Source organism: Pseudothioglobus sp. nBUS_23 (assembly GCF_051201565.1).
GTDB lineage: Bacteria > Pseudomonadota > Gammaproteobacteria > PS1 > Pseudothioglobaceae > Pseudothioglobus.
The window spans coordinates 877,826-895,060 of sequence record NZ_CP179200.1; the positions used below are offsets into that span (position 1 = coordinate 877,826).

Annotated in this window: 24 protein-coding genes; 11 read left to right on the plus strand and 13 right to left on the minus strand. The window is 38.3% G+C overall.

Features of this window, described 5'->3' with window-relative positions; genetic code table 11:
- Window positions 1-18: 18 nt before the first annotated feature.
- Window positions 19-264 carry a hypothetical protein gene (locus ACMAZA_RS04375; RefSeq protein WP_435190390.1) on the minus strand — a complete coding sequence of 82 codons (246 nt, stop codon included), beginning with the start codon at window positions 262-264 and terminating at the stop codon, window positions 19-21.
- A 154-nt stretch (window positions 265-418) separates the two neighbouring features.
- Between ACMAZA_RS04375 and ACMAZA_RS04380 the strand changes: the two genes are divergently transcribed.
- On the plus strand, window positions 419-970 hold the full coding sequence (locus tag ACMAZA_RS04380) for a hypothetical protein (protein WP_435190392.1): 552 nt from the start codon (window positions 419-421) through the stop codon (window positions 968-970).
- Between the two features lie 110 nt (window positions 971-1,080).
- Window positions 1,081-1,341, plus strand: a complete 261-nt coding sequence (locus tag ACMAZA_RS04385; RefSeq protein WP_435190394.1) for a hypothetical protein — start codon at window positions 1,081-1,083, stop codon at window positions 1,339-1,341.
- Window positions 1,342-1,366: 25 nt separating this feature from the next.
- Here ACMAZA_RS04385 and ACMAZA_RS04390 read toward each other — a convergent pair whose 3' ends face one another.
- From ACMAZA_RS04390 to ACMAZA_RS04400, 3 genes are read right to left on the minus strand one after another with little or no spacing between them, the layout of a single operon-like run.
- A complete protein-coding gene (locus tag ACMAZA_RS04390) occupies window positions 1,367-2,434 on the minus strand; it encodes an NADH:flavin oxidoreductase (RefSeq protein ID WP_435190396.1) in 1,068 nt (355 codons plus the stop codon).
- Between the two features lie 27 nt (window positions 2,435-2,461).
- Window positions 2,462-2,833: an S-adenosylmethionine decarboxylase family protein gene (locus ACMAZA_RS04395; RefSeq protein WP_435190398.1), complete on the minus strand. Its 372-nt coding sequence runs from the start codon at window positions 2,831-2,833 to the stop codon at window positions 2,462-2,464.
- Window positions 2,833-3,090 carry a hypothetical protein gene (locus tag ACMAZA_RS04400; protein ID WP_435190400.1) on the minus strand — a complete coding sequence of 86 codons (258 nt, stop codon included), beginning with the start codon at window positions 3,088-3,090 and terminating at the stop codon, window positions 2,833-2,835. The genes ACMAZA_RS04395 and ACMAZA_RS04400 overlap by 1 nt, the downstream gene beginning before the upstream one ends.
- 77 nt (window positions 3,091-3,167) lie before the next feature.
- On the opposite strand from ACMAZA_RS04400, the gene ACMAZA_RS04405 reads away from it, so the two are divergent.
- The 4 genes from ACMAZA_RS04405 (at window position 3,168) to ACMAZA_RS04420 (ending at window position 5,150) form a co-directional block, all read left to right on the plus strand.
- Window positions 3,168-4,172: a YeiH family protein gene (locus ACMAZA_RS04405; protein ID WP_435190402.1), complete on the plus strand. Its 1,005-nt coding sequence runs from the start codon at window positions 3,168-3,170 to the stop codon at window positions 4,170-4,172.
- 26 nt (window positions 4,173-4,198) lie between these two features.
- On the plus strand, window positions 4,199-4,432 hold the full coding sequence (locus tag ACMAZA_RS04410; protein WP_435190404.1) for a helix-turn-helix transcriptional regulator: 234 nt from the start codon (window positions 4,199-4,201) through the stop codon (window positions 4,430-4,432).
- Window positions 4,433-4,450: 18 nt separating this feature from the next.
- Complete coding sequence (locus tag ACMAZA_RS04415) at window positions 4,451-4,780, plus strand: hypothetical protein (RefSeq protein WP_435190405.1); 330 nt, start codon at window positions 4,451-4,453, stop codon at window positions 4,778-4,780.
- A gap of 88 nt (window positions 4,781-4,868) precedes the next feature.
- A complete protein-coding gene (locus ACMAZA_RS04420) occupies window positions 4,869-5,150 on the plus strand; it encodes a hypothetical protein (protein WP_435190407.1) in 282 nt (93 codons plus the stop codon).
- Window positions 5,151-5,163: 13 nt separating this feature from the next.
- Here the strand turns inward: ACMAZA_RS04420 and djlA are convergent, their stop codons facing one another.
- Together djlA and ACMAZA_RS04430 are read right to left on the minus strand one after the other, a co-directional pair.
- Complete coding sequence (djlA, locus tag ACMAZA_RS04425) at window positions 5,164-5,940, minus strand: co-chaperone DjlA (RefSeq protein WP_435190409.1); 777 nt, start codon at window positions 5,938-5,940, stop codon at window positions 5,164-5,166.
- Window positions 5,941-6,103: 163 nt separating this feature from the next.
- Window positions 6,104-6,298, minus strand: a complete 195-nt coding sequence (locus tag ACMAZA_RS04430; RefSeq protein WP_435190411.1) for a hypothetical protein — start codon at window positions 6,296-6,298, stop codon at window positions 6,104-6,106.
- Window positions 6,299-6,380: 82 nt separating this feature from the next.
- On the opposite strand from ACMAZA_RS04430, the gene ACMAZA_RS04435 reads away from it, so the two are divergent.
- Window positions 6,381-6,998, plus strand: a complete 618-nt coding sequence (locus ACMAZA_RS04435) for an aspartyl/asparaginyl beta-hydroxylase domain-containing protein (RefSeq protein WP_435190413.1) — start codon at window positions 6,381-6,383, stop codon at window positions 6,996-6,998.
- Here ACMAZA_RS04435 and ACMAZA_RS04440 read toward each other — a convergent pair.
- Genes ACMAZA_RS04440 through ACMAZA_RS04455 form a run of 4 tightly spaced genes read right to left on the minus strand, consistent with a single transcriptional unit; the run spans window position 6,995 to window position 8,251 of the window.
- On the minus strand, window positions 6,995-7,435 hold the full coding sequence (locus ACMAZA_RS04440; protein WP_435190415.1) for a gamma-glutamylcyclotransferase family protein: 441 nt from the start codon (window positions 7,433-7,435) through the stop codon (window positions 6,995-6,997). The two genes, ACMAZA_RS04435 and ACMAZA_RS04440, sit on opposite strands and share 4 nt — an antisense overlap.
- Window positions 7,436-7,441: 6 nt before the next feature.
- Window positions 7,442-7,609 (minus strand): hypothetical protein, encoded by a 168-nt coding sequence (locus ACMAZA_RS04445; RefSeq protein WP_435190417.1) that lies wholly within the window; start codon window positions 7,607-7,609, stop codon window positions 7,442-7,444.
- On the minus strand, window positions 7,602-7,988 hold the full coding sequence (locus tag ACMAZA_RS04450; protein ID WP_435190419.1) for a toxin-antitoxin system YwqK family antitoxin: 387 nt from the start codon (window positions 7,986-7,988) through the stop codon (window positions 7,602-7,604). The genes ACMAZA_RS04445 and ACMAZA_RS04450 overlap by 8 nt, the downstream gene beginning before the upstream one ends.
- 47 nt (window positions 7,989-8,035) lie before the next feature.
- Window positions 8,036-8,251, minus strand: a complete 216-nt coding sequence (locus ACMAZA_RS04455; protein WP_435190420.1) for a TIGR02450 family Trp-rich protein — start codon at window positions 8,249-8,251, stop codon at window positions 8,036-8,038.
- Between the two features lie 149 nt (window positions 8,252-8,400).
- Here ACMAZA_RS04455 and ACMAZA_RS04460 point away from each other — a divergent pair, with 149 nt between their 5' ends.
- Together ACMAZA_RS04460 and ACMAZA_RS04465 are read left to right on the plus strand one after the other, a co-directional pair.
- Complete coding sequence (locus ACMAZA_RS04460; RefSeq protein WP_435190422.1) at window positions 8,401-8,589, plus strand: hypothetical protein; 189 nt, start codon at window positions 8,401-8,403, stop codon at window positions 8,587-8,589.
- Between the two features lie 21 nt (window positions 8,590-8,610).
- The gene (locus ACMAZA_RS04465; protein ID WP_435190424.1) at window positions 8,611-8,787 is read left to right on the plus strand and encodes a hypothetical protein; all 177 of its coding nucleotides are present in this window, start codon (window positions 8,611-8,613) and stop codon (window positions 8,785-8,787) included.
- Window positions 8,788-8,975: 188 nt separating this feature from the next.
- Here the strand turns inward: ACMAZA_RS04465 and ACMAZA_RS04470 are convergent, their stop codons facing one another.
- Window positions 8,976-9,392, minus strand: a complete 417-nt coding sequence (locus ACMAZA_RS04470) for a hypothetical protein (RefSeq protein WP_435190426.1) — start codon at window positions 9,390-9,392, stop codon at window positions 8,976-8,978.
- The gene (locus ACMAZA_RS04475; RefSeq protein ID WP_435190428.1) at window positions 9,379-10,308 is read right to left on the minus strand and encodes a nucleoside phosphorylase; all 930 of its coding nucleotides are present in this window, start codon (window positions 10,306-10,308) and stop codon (window positions 9,379-9,381) included. Before ACMAZA_RS04475 ends, ACMAZA_RS04470 begins: the two co-directional genes overlap by 14 nt.
- Before the next feature lie 519 nt (window positions 10,309-10,827).
- On the opposite strand from ACMAZA_RS04475, the gene ACMAZA_RS04480 reads away from it, so the two are divergent.
- Together ACMAZA_RS04480 and ACMAZA_RS04485 are read left to right on the plus strand one after the other, a co-directional pair.
- Entirely contained in the window at window positions 10,828-13,872 is a 3,045-nt protein-coding gene (locus tag ACMAZA_RS04480) for an efflux RND transporter permease subunit (RefSeq protein ID WP_435190429.1), read from the plus strand.
- A 180-nt stretch (window positions 13,873-14,052) separates the two neighbouring features.
- Window positions 14,053-15,693, plus strand: a complete 1,641-nt coding sequence (locus ACMAZA_RS04485) for a bifunctional metallophosphatase/5'-nucleotidase (RefSeq protein WP_435190431.1) — start codon at window positions 14,053-14,055, stop codon at window positions 15,691-15,693.
- Window positions 15,694-15,744: 51 nt separating this feature from the next.
- Here the strand turns inward: ACMAZA_RS04485 and ACMAZA_RS04490 are convergent, their stop codons facing one another.
- Window positions 15,745-17,235: a cryptochrome/photolyase family protein gene (locus tag ACMAZA_RS04490; RefSeq protein ID WP_435190432.1), complete on the minus strand. Its 1,491-nt coding sequence runs from the start codon at window positions 17,233-17,235 to the stop codon at window positions 15,745-15,747.

Consider the following 17,235-nt stretch of genomic DNA (forward strand, 5'->3'; position numbering starts at 1 on the left):
TGTTAAATCAATAAAGTTTTAGACATCCAATAGTCTGAGTGCTCCATTGAGTAGCTCTTCAGACATTCCGTGATCTCCAGAGTCATGTGCTTTAACGCCTTCCTCATGAAGCATGAGTGCAATACTGATTAATGTTGCATGTTCTGTCTGATCTAGCGCCGCAATTTTACTTTCAACTTCTGACTTGAGCATTGGGCATGACCCTGCAAAGGCCATTGATGAAAACATTAAACTTATTAAAGCAACGGGTAATAATTTTTTCATAACTTATCCTCAATCATTAAAAGAAACGCAATTCTACAATCAAGGTCATTTCATAAGATGAAGTTTAAAAGTTAATTAGACAAAGATTAGGTGAAGTTATCTAAGAATGTAAATATTATGTAGAATAACAATCTATTTATTAGAGGGGAAAATAATGTCAGATAAACAAGTAAATGGAATTCTATTTATTATTGCAGGTCTTGGCTCACTAGTTGTGTATATGCTAATTGGTGAAACTGGCCTCTTAAGTAAAGCTCATACTGAAAAAATTGCAGCCTATACATTAGTGACTATTCCGCTGGCTTTTATGATGACTAGAAATGTTTCTAGGAATGCTCATATAGATGCTGGACTACTTATGATGGTCGTTGGTCTCAGTATGGGGCTGGTTTCAGACGCCATCAATAGCGCCGAGATCAGTGCTGAATCTTCACTGATTGGTGGTGCGATTGCGTGGACGGGTTGGTCAATTATGTATCTTGGTTTCTCTGTAACTGGGCTGGGGTATTTACGAACAGATCTTTTCCCTAACTGGCTATCTTGGGCCTTAATAGTTGCCTCCTTTGTTATGTTCGCATTTCTTGCTATTCTAAGTCCTGAGCAGCTAGAAAACAGTGTCGACAACATTGTCGCACCTCTATGGATGCTCAATAGCTTAGTGCTTGTTATCATGGGGGTATTCACTATCAGAAGGACAGTTAGTTAAAGTATTCATCACGACTTCGATTATAGTTTCAACTTGACCTTGCCTAGAGTGTGGGTATATACTGAGTTTGCAAAGTACTAAAAACTCTAATATATAAATAGGAGAAGATAATGAATACTATGGTTATGATTGAAATCAGTAATGGTACGTTCGATGAATGGAAGAAGGGCTTTGATGCCTTAGAGGAACAGAGATTGCAATTCTCTAAAGATGCTAAGGTAGGAAAAGTAGATGAGCATACCGCTATCGTTGTTGTTGATGTGTTTGATCCAGCCGGCATGATGGCTATGTTTAACTCGGACGCGGCTAAAAAAATGGCAGAAGAGATGGGCGTTGTCAGATCACCTTATAAGCTTCAAGCAATGGGTTAGAGCGAGACTTATTCTTTCTTGACTCTTAGGTAAAGCCCCATTTTTCAATGTACTGAATAAACTTTTCTGAAAGGCCTTCGCTTTTTAAATAGTTCTCAGTGACAGGAATTTCAGCGGGTAAGAAACTTGGATTCGCTTCATATAACTTTGGGAAGTTATGGTTTAACATGGCAGCTCTTCCGAGCATAATCCAGTCGACACCTTCCGCCAAAGTTTTCTCAGCGTCTTGAGGGGTTTTTATGGCTCCAGCAACGCCTAGGCGAGTATTACCTCTCTTAAGTTCTGTGAAATAAGAGATTAATTTCTTGCCCTTAAATTCCTCTTCCTCTGGCTCTTTAAAGACGTCCCAAAGAGACATATCTAAAAAGTCAATCTTGTTTGAGGTCATGAGCTCTTCAGCAAGCAAGGTAATCTCTTCAAGCTTTAATCCAAATCTTTCTGGAGAAAGCCGAACTCCAACAATGAAGTCTTTGTGACATTTTTCCCTGATGCCATCGATAATTTCATAGAGGAGTCTGGATCGATTACTCAAAGTTTGCCCATACTGGTCATCGCGCCTATTAATTTCTGCGCTTAAAAATTGCGCCAAGATGTATCCGTGAGCACCGTGAAGCTCAACGCCATCAAATCCTGCCTCTTCGGATCGGATCGCTGCTCTAATGAAGTCATCTCTGAGAATCTCAACCTCATCAATTGAAAGTCCTCTAGCACCAAATTTTTCATTGTTAGAAGGGCAAACAGGTCTTTGTCCAATCAGTTCTTCAGGGGATCTCATGCCAGCGTGATGTAATTGACAGATAGAAACGCTGCCATTTGCATTAATTTCCGAAGATAGACGCTTTAGGCCTTCGAGGTGGTCATCAGAGTAAACACCTAGCTGCCCTGGAAACCCTTTACCAATATCCTGAACATGTGACGCACAGGTCATGGTCAGTCCAAAGCCACCTTCTGCGCGCATGGTAAGCCATCTATACTCTTCATCAGAGAGCTTTCCGTCCTCAAAGCTCTGAGTATTGGTCAGAGGTGCAAGCATGAAGCGATTCTTAAGGGATGGGCCTCTAGTTAAGTTTAAAGGGGATAGTAGACTACTCATCGCAACACTTAAATTAAAAAATAGAAATTATAGTTCGATTTCTGTTAACTCGTGCTCTCTATCCAAAAACTTATACTCAACTTTTACAGGACCAAACTGCTTAATTTCCTCAAAGATAACCTCAGTCTTAAGGTCGCCACAGGTGTAAACATCAAGCTGCATAAGCCCTGGATCTGATTCATCCCAGCAATGAAGCGCAATGTGTGACGTTTCAATAATAACTAACCCAGTTAAGCCTCTGTTCCCCGGCATATCCAGATAAGTTGTAATGGGGCCTTGACATATTTGCATACCAATTTTAGAGACCAGGTCTGTCAGCCAGGTGTGTGCCCATTTCTGATCAGTAGGAGGTTTATTTACTTCAGCCCTGACGATGAGGTGTTTATGCTGGACTGTCATTAATTCATTTGATCAAGAGCATAGATTTCGTCCACGCAATTAAACTTTTCGTCCCATGCTTGCATTTCCTCTGAGCCCATAACTTCCTGCATTTTAGTCATATCAGTAATGTGCATCATGAGCATGACCTTGCCTTCTCTGATAACGCCTAGCTCATAATCCTGCATAAAGCCCTGACCCTTTTCTTTGGTTGCATTAAACATGTCCATGTAGTCCTCAGTCGTACCTTCAAAGGTAGATACAATGCATACGTTCATATATAACTCCTCTTCTTATTAAAACTATCATGATACTACGATTTATATTTTTCAATTAAAGTAAAATATTGTTGTTTATGAATTCACTACTTCTTAACTTACAGAATCGACTCTCTGTCCTTTCTCCTGGCCTCATTGTAGTCGGCACTATAGCTGCAGCTGCAGGGTTTCTGAGTCTTCATTACAAAGCTCCAGTGATGCTGTTTGCGCTCCTTATAGGGATAGCCTTTAATTTTCTCTCAACAGACGAGAGATGCGCTCCTGGAATTGAGTTTTCAAGTAAGAAGATACTTCGTTTTGGAGTTGCCCTGTTAGGCTTTAGGGTAACGATAGAGCAAATTTCAGGTCTTGGGACTAACACCTTGCTGTTTGTTCCAATTTTGGTTATTTTATCCATTGGAACAAGCGTTCTAATTGCTAAGCTGATGGGAAGAAGATATCTGTTTAGTCTCTTAACAGCCTGTGCAGTTTCTATTTGCGGTGCTGCTGCGGCTCTTGCGGTAGCTTCAGTACTTCCTAACTGGAAGGAAAGGCATCGTGACACGCTGTTTATTGTTGTATGTGTGACTGCTTTGTCAACCATCGCCATGATTGCATATCCCATACTTTTTTCAGTTGCAGAGTTCAATGATGCTGAGATTGGCATCCTTATAGGTTCAACAATCCATGACGTTGCTCAGGTGGTTGGTGCTGGCTACGCTGTCTCAAACGAGACTGGTGATATTGCAACTTTTATCAAGCTTTTAAGGATTTCTATGCTGCCAATCATCGTCATCATGATTGCAGTTATCCTGAATAGGGGAGAGTCCAAATCAATCAGCCCAAAAGCGTTTCCGTGGTTTGCATTAGCGTTCGCGGTCTGTTTGGTTGTCAACAGTAGCGGATATATACCTGCGCTGTTATCACAGTTTTTAGCAAACGTATCTCAATGGTCACTTGTTTTTGCTATAGCTGGCTTGGGAGTGACAACATCACTCAAATCTATGATGGAGCTCGGTGGACGATCAATCGCTCTCCTTGTGCTTCAAACCTTAGCCTTACTAGTGATTGCAATTCTAGCAGTGTCAACTGAATTCATTTAGACCTCAAGTTTGAATATAATTTAGGGATGGATAAGTTACTCAGCGAAAAACAGGTTGCTGACATTGTTGGCTTTAAAAGGACAAAGCTGTATCAGATGATTAAGAAGGGGGACTTTCCAGCACCCAAAAAATATGGAAGAGCGAATAGGTGGTTTGAAAGTGATATTGAGGATTGGTTGAAAAAAGAGAAAGAAGAGCTTCATAAGGATGATGGTATTTTTTCTGAAATTGGAAAGTTTTTTGATGATTTATTGTCTTAATTCTCTCAATAAATATCAATGAGTTACTTCATTAAAGTGTCCCCATTACTTCGAGACTTGATCAAAGAGATAGAAGAAAGTAGTTCAGATGACTTGTCATACGAATTATGGCGGGATGTATGTATTCATGATGGCTGGGTTGAGGTTAATGTTCAGCAAGATGATTGGGTTGACAGTATTAAAGATGATACTAAAAGAGAACTCATTATGGCCTATAACAGCCTCAATCAAGACCTTAAATGGAATACTAAAAAAAAGGAAAAGAGGCTCTTCAGAAAAGGTGATGAAGTGATTTCTTTTGAAAAAGACTTGGAAGGTTACTGGGAATACTTACGTCAGAATAAATAACTTAAGCTTTATCTAATTTATTTCCTTAATTGAAAGTCGAGATATTTGAGCTATAATTAAATTTCATTTATAACTAAAGGGGAATTTTATGTCAGTAGCAAGAATTACAACGGTGACTTTTAACTCTCAAGAGGCAGCAGAAGTTGCGTCTGCTTCTTATGTAGAGAATTCACCAAGCGATTTTCCAGAGGCTCAGCAGCTTTTGGGCGTTAAAGCAGAGGGAAATAAGCTCGTGGCAGTGACTTTGTATGCAGACCAAGAGGCAATGGAAAGGGCTTCAGCTTCAAGAAAAAAAGTCTTAGATGCAAATAAAGACGTGCTTTCAGTGGATACCATGGTCGGCTCTGTAGAAATAAATCATACCCAATGAGCTAGATATTACCTTAGCGCATGCCTCGGTGCTTTTTGATGACTTCATAAGCACTAATGATTTCTTGCGTTTTTTCGTTGGCTAGCTTCTGCATCTCTTCAGGCAGTCCCTTGGCAACGAGTTTATCAGGGTGATGCTGAGCCAATAAGCGCCTGTAGGCTCGCTTAATCTCTTTATCATCGAGAGATTCTTCTGCCCCTAATATCTTGTAGGCATCCTCAACAGAGGTCTGCTTGGAGCCGCTTTTTGAGGCAGCAAACTGTTGAATCAAATTTTCTAACTCGTGAATAGGGAAGTGCAGTTTTTGAGCGATAGCTTTGAGCGCATTGTGCTCACTATTATCAAAAATTCCATCGGCATAAGCTGCTTGGATCTGAATTTCTAAAAACATACGAATTAAGTGCGTTCTTCTGTGCGTTTCAACACGAAACTGCTCCAGCACTTCGTCTAATTTAAAGTCGGCTTGCTTTCCTTGATTAAAGAGGTCTTTAGCAACTTGAATCATCTCTTCAGACAATTGCATATGCTGCATGACTTGCTGAGCTAATACAATCTCAGATTTCGAAACCTTGCCATCCACTTTGGAGATATAGCCCATAACCGAGAATACACCGCTAAAGAAAGCTGCCTGGACTCGCTGCTGATTGCCTGGACTAAAGTTGGCATTAAAGCCGGAGTTTGACCTTCTTTTAGAAAAATTACCTGCAAAAGCAACGCCCAGCATTGCCCCCAAAGGACCTCCAATCATGAAGCCTAATGCACCACCAATAACTGTTGACCACCAGCTCATATCAATTTACTTAATATCTAAAATACATATTATATCTCTACTAGATAGGGTGAGACTTTAACTCTTCAAGGGAAGGCTATAATTTTATCTATACTTAAATAAGCCACTAATCATTCTTAGTGGCTAGTTCTTTCTAATTCAGCTGCAAAAAGAGCAATTTCATCTAAATGTAATTAGATTCATAGTGCTGCTCTCTGTCAAGCTTAAGCATCCCTGCAGTTTCATCCATAAATCGGTTTCTATCTTCTCTGGTTTTAAATACCCAAATGCATACAGTGTCGTTACTATGATAGATAGCCTTTAGTTCATCATCAATGTCACAAATCTCTTGGGGAATCTCGGCTTTAATGCAGTACATATTTAGATGATAATCAATTTATAAATATGAGTGTGAGTATAAAATACATTTTGAATCTATTTGTGTTGTTTTTGTATTGCCTGTGAAGAATTTAGAAGAGCGTAATTTTGAAATTTCAATCGAACCATACATCGGAGATCTTAGCATTGTTTCAGATTACCTTGATGGCTTTAAATTTCAGACATTAACGCAGATTGCACCTTACAAAAATAATAACATTTGGACTGCCCTATCACTCCATGGCTTTGGCCAGGAGCCTTCAGATATTTTTAAGCCCGGATTTGTTAACGAAGATATACAGATTGATCATGAATTGCAGTGGACGACTTTGTGCAATGATCCGGTAATGAAGTCTATCCGAGAAATTATTTTTAAATTACCATGTAAGTTTGAGAGGATACGATTTATGAAGCTTGCAGCAGGTAAGTCACTCCGTAAACACAATGACAATATTGATCCAGATATCGAAAACAAAAAAATAGTCAGAATCCACATTCCACTTCGTACGAATAAAGATGTAGTTTTTACAATGTATGAAAACGATGACGATGATGATGGAGAAAAACTTAATCTAAAAACAGGGCATTTCTATTATTTAGATGTCACTAAGCCACACTCGGTCAGCAATAACAGCACTATAGATCGTTACCATCTCGTTGTCGACTGCTATGTAAATGAAGAATTAAAAGCGATTCTCTAGCTCTCTGGAATAAAGGGCCTAATTGTTTGTTGAACATAGTCATCCGGTAAATTTGCACTCTTTATCCCAATGTTGATTCTTTCAATGTACTCCTCTTGAGGAATCCCTGGAGTGCTATCAGAGGCAATATATACCAGGCAATCGATAGTGCCTTTTGAGGTTTCAACACTCAAATTAGTCTTTAAGTACATGCCTTCTTCGACGCTTTCATAGATATCCAAATAGTCAACATCTTGCTGACTCAAAGTAAATATTTCTCCAAGGACAAAATCACTTTCAGAGGGCTTGATGCTTGCATATCCTCTTGCATTGATCAGCCATGAGTAGCCAGACAGGGTTCCTGAGGCGTAATACTTTGATTCCGGACAGCGAATCGCCATCTGCTCCTTTGAGAGGTTTGACCCATATCCAAAATAGTATAGAGTTTGTTCAGTCATCATTATTTAAAAGTTGGGTATGGACTCAACACCTTGATTGATTAAACTTTGTATATGATCAGCTTTTTTTCTATACAAGTCAGACTGCTTGTGATCATCATTAAAGTCGGATTCATACTGTAAGTCTCTGAGACGTTTAAGTTCTGAGTGACAATCAACAACTCTGTTATCCATTAAGCTCTCTGACAACGTCACCATTTTTTAATTCAAACTCTGAAGCTTTGATGCCGTTTTCATAAAAAACTGATTTCCCATTGAGTTCACCGTTTTTGTACTCTTGCTCTGATTCAATTTGTCCATTTTCATCCCACGCAGTTTGGATGCCTTCAGCTTTACCATTAATATAAAAGCCCTCAGATGCTTTTTGCCCATTGTCATACCAGTAGGTTAAAGAGCCTTCCAGGTTGTCGTCTTTATAAAAGCCCTGTGATGCTTTTTGTCCGTTCGCGTAATAATAGGTTTCAGAGCCACTTTTCAAGCCATTTAAATAGTTGGTTTGAAGAGTCATTCCGTTATCTAATAGTTCAGTATTTAATCCATTTTTTTTGCTCATAAAGGCATTATATAATTTATTTCAGAAATGAAAGCGCTCCTTCGAATTTATTTCCAGCCATGCTTCCAATTATTATTATCCTTCAGTTCACTCCATTCAATCTCTTCCACTCTTTTGTTGATTACAGCCTCAATTAAGCAACAAGTAATAGTTGAATTTTCATCAAACTCAACCTTGGTAACAATAAAGTGTCTTTCTGAATTCAATGGATTCAGTTTAGTCCATTTACTGTGGATGAGCTTTTTTGGATTAATTACATTCATTATTGGAGTGGTTGTCTAAATTTGACTTGTTAATTATTTCATATTGGTAAATTCATTGCTCTAATCTCCACTTAATATTCATGAATTCCACATATATCGTTGACTTGCATTCTCTAAACTGGCCTCTAAAGTTAAACTACAAAGTGGGTATGAGAAAAAAAATAGGGGTATTAGCGCTTTCATTAGCATCGTTGGGTGTAGTTTGGCTTTTATTAGGTATGGCTAATATTGTCCCATTTTTAATAGTGTTACCCCAGGAAACAAGTATCAGGGCCCATGCTTCCTTTGCAGTGCTCTTTTTACTGATTGCTTCTTGGGCTTTTTGGAATGAAGACTAATTTTATAACAAGGATGTAATTATGATTAAAACGTCAGATATATGTATTTTGGTTTCTGTTGGTGTCGCATTTGTGACCACAGCATATCTGTGGTTTCAAGGGGTTGATACAAGGCAAGAAGCTTTGTTTACCTCTACTTGGATACCGTCAATTTTAACATTTGCTATTTACTTTAAGATAATAGCTAGGAAGGACTGATTATGGATAATTCATTAATATTTCTTACTGGGCTATTTTGTTTTGTTCTCGCCATTATTGGTGCAGTTTTAACTGTCAGAGAATTCAAAAATATTGAAAATCAGAAATAGCACTCACTAATTTAAGACCGTAGTTATAGTCTAATTTCTGCGGTCCTTTAACACAAGTGATTTTTTTTGTTAACTCTCTTAAATTTTGTCTAAGAGAAACGTTGGCATTTTGTAATACATATCCATCAGCTCAGCTTCTGGTTGTAAAAAGGTCCGTTCTACTTCAAGGCATCTCACTGAGGTCACCATTACGTTTTTAGATAGGGCCTTAATCTCAGATAAAGGCGGTTTAATGGTTTCCTCTATGGTGGTCACTGGCCTGTTATTTTTATCAAAAATAGAGCAGCTCACTTTGGTTATTTTTTTTGTCCCAACTTTAATTGTTGTTGAGTCTTTTGTATCTAGACGCTCAAATTTAAAACCCTCAACACTGATTTGATTACCTGAATCATCGATGATAGTCATTTTGTTAACTTCATCAGCGTAAATGGAGACTCCAAGGAATAGCAAAACAATGAACAGTGCTTGCTTTAGCAATCCTCTATTGAGCATCATTGAGCTCCATAAGGGCGTTCAATCCTATTTTGATGGTGTTCCCTATCGCTGCTTCATAATCAATGATTGAGTCACTATCATTTGGTCCACTAATGACTGTACAGATTGTTCCAGCACGGTAACCAAGCTGAGAGCATAAATGAAAGAAAAGGCTAGATTCCATCTCCATATTATGAACCTTTAATCCATCAATATTAAGTGATGAGAGACTGCCTTTAATATCTGGAAGTGTATTGTTTAATCCTTCGATATATCGAGACGAGGGTCCATAAAAGCCTGGCGAGGAGACAGTTATTCCAGTTTCAAATTCGACGCCATGAGCCGCAGCTTGATTCATCAGTGCCTTGGTCACTTCGCTTGAAGCCTTTGAAGCATATGGGGTTATTTTTCCTTTAAATCTAGACTTTTCATCAATAGCGTTATTAAGAATTTTTGATGCTTCTGCTTCAATTTTTTTTACAATCTTATCTTCTGCAGACTGCTCGTAATAAATTCCAGTACTATCAAGGCCTAATGCATACGAAGAGATGGCAAGTGAACCTGGAGTCACATCTGACTGAACACCGCCAGAAGTACCAAGACGAATGATAGTTAATGGATTACAGTTTTGTTGTTTCTCAGCGCTCTTAAGATCGAATTCATGAGCTATATATGCCTCCACTAGAGCAATCTCAACATTATCAGTTCCTATTCCAGTGCCAATAACTGAAACGGGTATGCCGCGATAACTCCCAGTAAAAGTTAGGTACTCACGATTAGTGATTTCACAATCAATCCGGTCAAACTCTTGAGAGACTCGAATGGCTCTGGCAGGATCGCCAACAATAAAGATATTTTCAGCAAGGTCTGATTTTTTTATGCCGAGGTGATACAGTGTGTCATTAACAATTACAATTTCTGATTTTTTATTCAGCAAAACCGTTATTCTCCAAAAAAATCATTCTTTCTCCCATCCGTAAAATCTCGAGATAAATACTTTGTCAGCCAAATGATTGAGTACCAAAAACTAAAATACAAAACGAGTTTCAGAGACAAATAAATATCTCTAAAAACGATGCTAGTTACTAAGAGAATGACAATAAATAGAAGCATTAAGATCTTGTTCACAATTGCATTATATTTGAGTTTGAAATTCTAAAAAATAAAGTTTTACTTTACAAAAGTTTTGCTTATAAAAAAATCTGTTACTTTTATCCAAACATTTGATTAATTTTTGTCAGCAATTATCCTCACACTTAATATGATTGCTTGCTTGATTTTTCATTGGTATTAAAATAAATCATGAATTGACTAAATATTCACTCTATCTTCATTCTTTGTAATGCATTTATGAATAACATGGTATTTTTTAAAAAATTTTCAGGGTTATAAGAAATTCCTCAAGTAATTCTTTATTAATTAAACTTTACACAATGAGAATTAAAATACTACTCTTATGAATGCCTTTCTTCTTTTTTTTGCTAAACAAAAAAAGCTAGCACTGCTTTTCACTCTATCAGTAGTGATACTGGGTTTTATGACGCTTCAAAAAATTCAGCGTGATACTTACCCAGTTATTGAATTTGATCGACTCTCTATAAACACTTCTTATCCAAGCGCCTCACCAAGAGATGTTGAGAAGAATATTACGAACGTTATTGAAGACAAAATAAAAGGAATTTATGGAATCAAAGAGTTAACGTCAACCTCGTCTGAAGGGTCATCTAGAATCAATATTGAAATTGAGGAGGATGTGGATGATATTCAATCAGTAAAGGATAGTATTTCTGAGGCGGTCAATGAAATTGAAGATCTGCCCGAAGATGCTAATGATCCTCGAGTGGTTGACAGAACGAGCACGGAGTGGCCAATTCTCACCATAGTTATTGGAGGTGACAATATTGATATTGAAACCGCGAAAGCCATAGCAAATAATATTGAAAAAAATCTATCTTTGATTGATGGCGTTTCAAGTGTGACTGTGAGCGGAGACTCTGAGAGAGAGGTGCAAATCAGAATTAATCCAGAAAAGCTGTTACAGTATCAGCTCTCTTTTGATCAAGTCAGAAGTGTCATAGCAGATCAAAATATTCGTTCTGCTATTGGTGACAATAATCAAGGAAGAAACCAAAAAAATATAGTTATTATTTCTGAATATGAAACGATGGAGTCTTTGGAGAATGTTGTAGTTAAATCAAGCTTTGATGGCCCAACAATTCTTTTGAAAGACATTGCAACAATTGATGAGGGTGAGATCGGTTTCAACACGATCACTCGTATTAACGGCACTAAGGGCTATATTCTCAAGGTTACGAAAACTGAAAAAGCTGATGTGATTAGAACGGTTGAAAAAGTAAGAGAGACTTTAAACACACTGAAAGAGACGTATCCTCCTGAGCTTAATTTAATAGTCACCAATGACAGATCAAAGTCAGTTTCCAACAGGTTGAACATTGTCATGAATAATGCCCTGGTAGGCCTCGCACTGATTATGGTTGTTCTGGGCTTATTTCTCTCTTTAAAGACTGCGTTCTGGGTTGCTATTAGCATTCCAGTTACGCTTTTGGGAACCGTTGCTTTTCTTGGATTTGCAGGTGAAACGATTAATCTAATTTCAACGATTGGAATGGTGCTGGTTTTGGGGCTAGTTGTCGATGACAGTATCATCATAGCTGAGAGTATTCATCACTATAAAGAGAAGGGCGGCGATGTCTTTCAAAATATAGTGGATGGCCTTAAAAGAGTCATCATGCCAGTTATTACGACTATTTTAACGACAGTTCTCGCTATATCAACTGTTCTATTGGTCAGTGGTACTACCGGAAAATTTATATATATACTGCCAATTACTGTTATCTGCGCCTTAGCCTTTTCCTTGCTTGAGGTCAGTATTGCTTTGCCTGCGCATATGTCTGGGAGCAGGGCTAAAAAACAAAAAACGTGGTTTAAGCCAGTCGAGAGATGGTTTGAAAAGGTATTACTAGTAATCTTGAGGTGGCGATTTATCGTCTTGAGTTTGTTTCTTGGGCTGCTTGCATTTAGTGCCTATATAGGAACAAAAGAAATTAGTTATATTCAGTGGCCATCGAGTGGCACAAATTCAATAAACATAAGAGTCCAAACTCCTCTTGGAACTCCCGTTGAAACGACAGAGCAGTCCATCATTAAAATTGATGAAATTATTATTGATAAGCTTGGATCAAACTTAGATTTTTTTACCAGCACAATTGGATCAAGAGGGTCTAATCGAGCCTCTATTGCAATCACTTTGATTCCAGCTAATGATCGTGAAACCTCAGCCAAAGAGTTTATTGAAATTCTAAAAGCAGAAACAAAAGATATAGAAGGCGTCTCCAGGATTAATTTTAGGACAAATAGGGGTGGCCCTAGCGGTTCACTGGATATTGAACTCAGTTTAATTGGAAGCAATGACGTTCAGCGACAGGCAGCTGTTGATCAACTTGAAAAGATTCTTAACAGTTACGACGGTGTAAGTGATATTGATCGTGATGATGATTTAAGTAAAAATCGTATTGAGGTGTTGTTGGATTATGAGTCGATGGCAAGACTAGGGATTCAATATCAACAGGTTTACAGTCATTTGAGGACAATTTATTCTGGAATGGACGTTTCTGACGTAGATTTTGACAACACTAGCCTAAACGTGAAAATGTATCTTGGTGATAGTAATTATTCTGATGACTACATTACGAAAACTTCAATCAGAAACAATCAAGGAAGAATGATCCCAATGTCTCAATTTGCAAGTGTTGTTGAGACGCCGGGTGACCCAAACTATAAACACCTAAATGGTGAGAGAGTTGTTAAAGTAAGTGCAGCGGTAGAGGACGCTATAACTACGGCTCAATCTGTATCACAAAGAGCACTTGATGAGCTTGACTTGATCAATAATTTTCCTGAAGTTCGTGCTATAGAAGGAGGTAGCTCCTTGGAGGCAAAAGAGGCCTTGAGTGACTTCTCTTTGGCGCTTGGCTTTGCTGTATTCGGAATCTATATGCTTATATCACTGCTGTTTAATTCATACTCTCAGCCGTTGTTAGTGATCTTAAGTATTCCCTTTGCCTTGATTGGTGTTGTTTGGGCCTTCTTTTTTCACTCTGAGACATTTAGCTTTTTTGTATTATTGGGGGTCTTGGCGTTGGTAGGGGTTGTCGTCAATGACTCACTAGTTATGATCAGCCATTTGAATCACATCAAGAAAGAAGCTGGAGAGAGCGCTATTTCGAAAGAATGGATTGCAAAAGGAGCTAAGGATCGTTTAAGGGCTGTTGTTTTAACAACTCTTACAACTCTCGCGGGAGTTTTGCCTCTAATCTATGGTTTCGGGGGTAAAGATGCATTCCTACAGCCGATGGTTATGGCTCTTGGCTATGGCTTGTTGTTCGGTACTTTTGTCACTCTAATTCTTCTCCCTTGTCTTTACTCAATTAATCTAGATGTATCAAACTGGTTTTCTAATCTAAAAACTAAATACCTCTAAATAAGAATTTATATTTTAATAAGTCCATCATTGCCAGTAACAATAAGTCTTTGTCCGCAATGGAATTTATTTTCAATAAATTAATCCTTTTCAAACCCTATAAAAAGGTCTACAATAAAATTGTAATTTACTGATTACTCGAAATATTTTGATCTATTTAATTAAAGGGAGAATAGAGCTATGAAGCGTTTTGATTTATTTCAATCATTGAGATTGAAGGATAGAGTAACGATGCCGGTTGTTATCGGCTTGAGTTGTTTTTTAACTTTTGGTATGTTTGCTCAGCCAACTATAGCTGATGGACACAAAGGCTTTGAGTTGACAATTCTGCATACTAATGACTTTCATGCAAGGTTTAGACCTATCAGCAAGTATGACAATAACTGCTCAGCTGAGAGCAATGCTGAAGGCAAGTGCTTTGGAGGAACAGCAAGGTTAATTTCAGCTATTAAAGAGGCACGCGGCAGACATGAAAACACAATACTATTAGATGGCGGTGACCAGTTCCAAGGAACACTCTTTTATAATCTTTATAAAGGTAAAGTTGCAGCAGGCATGATGAATGCTCTTGAATACGATGGCATGGCCGTTGGTAACCATGAGTTTGACGATGGTCCAGAGACCTTGAGAGATTTCATGGAGGCAGTTGATTTTCCAGTGCTAATGGCTAATGCTCATATAAGTCTTGAACCAGCATTAAGAGACATTCTTCAAAAGTCGACAATAGTTGAGAAGGGTGGTGAAAAAATTGGACTTATTGGTGTAGTGACTGAAGATGTCAAAGATCTATCTAGTCCTGGCGATAATATCATTTTCACCGATGCAATCAATGCAGTTCAGTCTGAAGTTCGTGTTTTAAAGGCAAAGGGGGTTAATAAAATTATCCTTCTATCTCACTCGTCTTATGCCATAGATAAGGAGATTGCTGCTAACACTGACGGAGTCGATGTGATTGTGGGTGGTCACGACAATGCGTTGCTTTCGAATACAAACAAGAGAGCAGTTGGTCCATACCCCACAGTTGTTAATGACGTTCAAATCATTCAGGCGTATGCCTACGGAAAATATCTCGGCGAACTTAATCTAGTGTTTGATGATGCGGGTAATGTCATTTCTGCAGAGGGTGAGCCAATCTTGATTGATTCTTCTGTTGAAGAAGACCCTCAAATCGTTACACGCCTAGATATTTTAGAAAAGCCTATTAATAAGCTCAAAGAAACTCAGGTTGGGAATGTTTCTGTGTCGCTCAATGGTGATAGAGCGGTATGTCGTGTTCAAGAATGCGATATGGGAAATATGATTGCTGATGCTATGAGAGATGCGGTCATCGACAAGGGTTATACAATTGCTTTGGCAAACTCTGGAGGTATTAGGGCATCCCTTGATGCAGGTGATGTGACCCTCGGTGAGGTAATGACTATTCTTCCATTTCAAAACACGCTCTCAACATTCAAAGTTACAGGTAAGCAGCTGTTGACTGCCATTGAGAATGGCGTAAGTGAAGTTGAAGATGTTGCTGGCAGATTTCCGCAAGTTTCTGGAATGAGATTTACCTTTGATGCTTCTAAGCCCGCTAACGGCGGAAGGGTAACTTCCATTGAGATCGATGAAGATGGAAGCTGGATGCCACTTGATTTAAATAAGACCTACGGTATGGTTTCAAATAACTTTATTCGGGGTGGTGGTGACGGCTATAAAGTCTTTAGATCAGCCTCTGATATCTATGACTTTGGTCCAGACTTAGCCGAGGTTGTTGCTGACTATATTGGTGCAAACCCTGGCTACAGTGGATACACTGATGGCCGAATCAAGCAGAAATAGTTAAATTTTTAAAAAGATAAGATTAAGGGCTAACTAACGTTAGCCCTTTTTTTATGAAGTATGTTCTCTGATAAAGTTTTCAGCTTTACTAAAAATCATTTCTTTTCGCTCTGGTTTGAGTCTATCTAAAAATGTAGCTTGAAGAGATAGTCTAGGATTGGATTGATAAAAACTCCTATTCTTTTCAATGAAACGCCAATAGAGGCCATCCACAATATCACACCACTCACCTTTCTTATAGTTACTCATTTTTAGGAAGTAATTAGATCCACAGGTGTATGGCTTTGTTGACATGAGACCACCGTCTGAATAGGTCGCCATGCCAAATACGTTAGGCACCATGACCCATTCTGACGAGTCGATGTTCATCTCCATAAACCAGCGATATATCTCTTTGGGATCAATTTCGCAAAGATTCATCAGGTTGCTGATAACCATGAGTCTAGGGATGTGGTGGTTGTAGCCATCCTGAATCGCAGTCTTAATTGAATCATCAAGTGGCAGTATTCCTGTAGATGCGTTATACCAGCTTTCTGTTAACTTGCCAGTATGATTCCAATAGTTATGATTCATTTGGTAGTCACCCTTGACTTGATAGATGCCTCTAATAAATTCCCTCCAACCCAAAACCTGCCTGATAAAACCCTCAAGAGAGTTCATTGGAATTTGATACTCATCAGCACAATTTAATAATGTTTGAATGACTTTTTTGGGGGATAAGAGTCCAATATTCAATGAGGAGCTAATGCAGCTATGAAATAGGAAGTTTTTACCCTCAAGCATTGCATCCTCATAAATACCAAAATTACCCATCCTGTTTTTAATGAAGTCACTGAATTGATCCTCTGCATCCTTTCTTGTTACTGGAAACCAGGGATTCATAAGAAGCCCAGGGTGTTCACTAAAGTGCTCATTAATAAGACTGCAGATGCTTTCATGGTGTTGAGACGTCTTGAACTTTGGCATCTCTGGGATAGGCGTTTTGGAAGGTATTTTTTTTCTATTGTCTTGATCAAACGACCACTTGCCACCAATCGGCTTTTGATTATCATCAATCAAGATATCAAACTTCTTTCTTCCTTTTTGATAGAAATTAGCCATTCTAAAGACTTTATTATCTTTCGTAATGGAGTGAAACTCATCTCTTGAGAATAAAAAGTTTGGCGATGCATGGACATTTGTCTTGATGTCGAGGTTAGCAATGCCCTCTAATATCTCTTTCTCAAATGGCTTATCTTCAATTTCAAAGAGATTAACCTGATTAATGTTGTTATTTATGAGGAAGCTTTCAAGGTGACTCAGGTATGACTCACTTTCATCTCTGTCGTTAAGTTTTGAGTAGTGAACAGAAATACCCGAGTCTTCGAGTTCATCTTTGTATTCACGCATTGCAGCTAGGAATAAGTAGAGTTTGAGCTTGTGGTGCTTTTCATATCGGCAGAGCTGAAAATCTTCTGACATGAAAACATGTTCACAGCCTAAATTTATCAATAGGTTGGGCTCAAAAAGCTGGTTACCAAGGACTACATATACATTATTCAT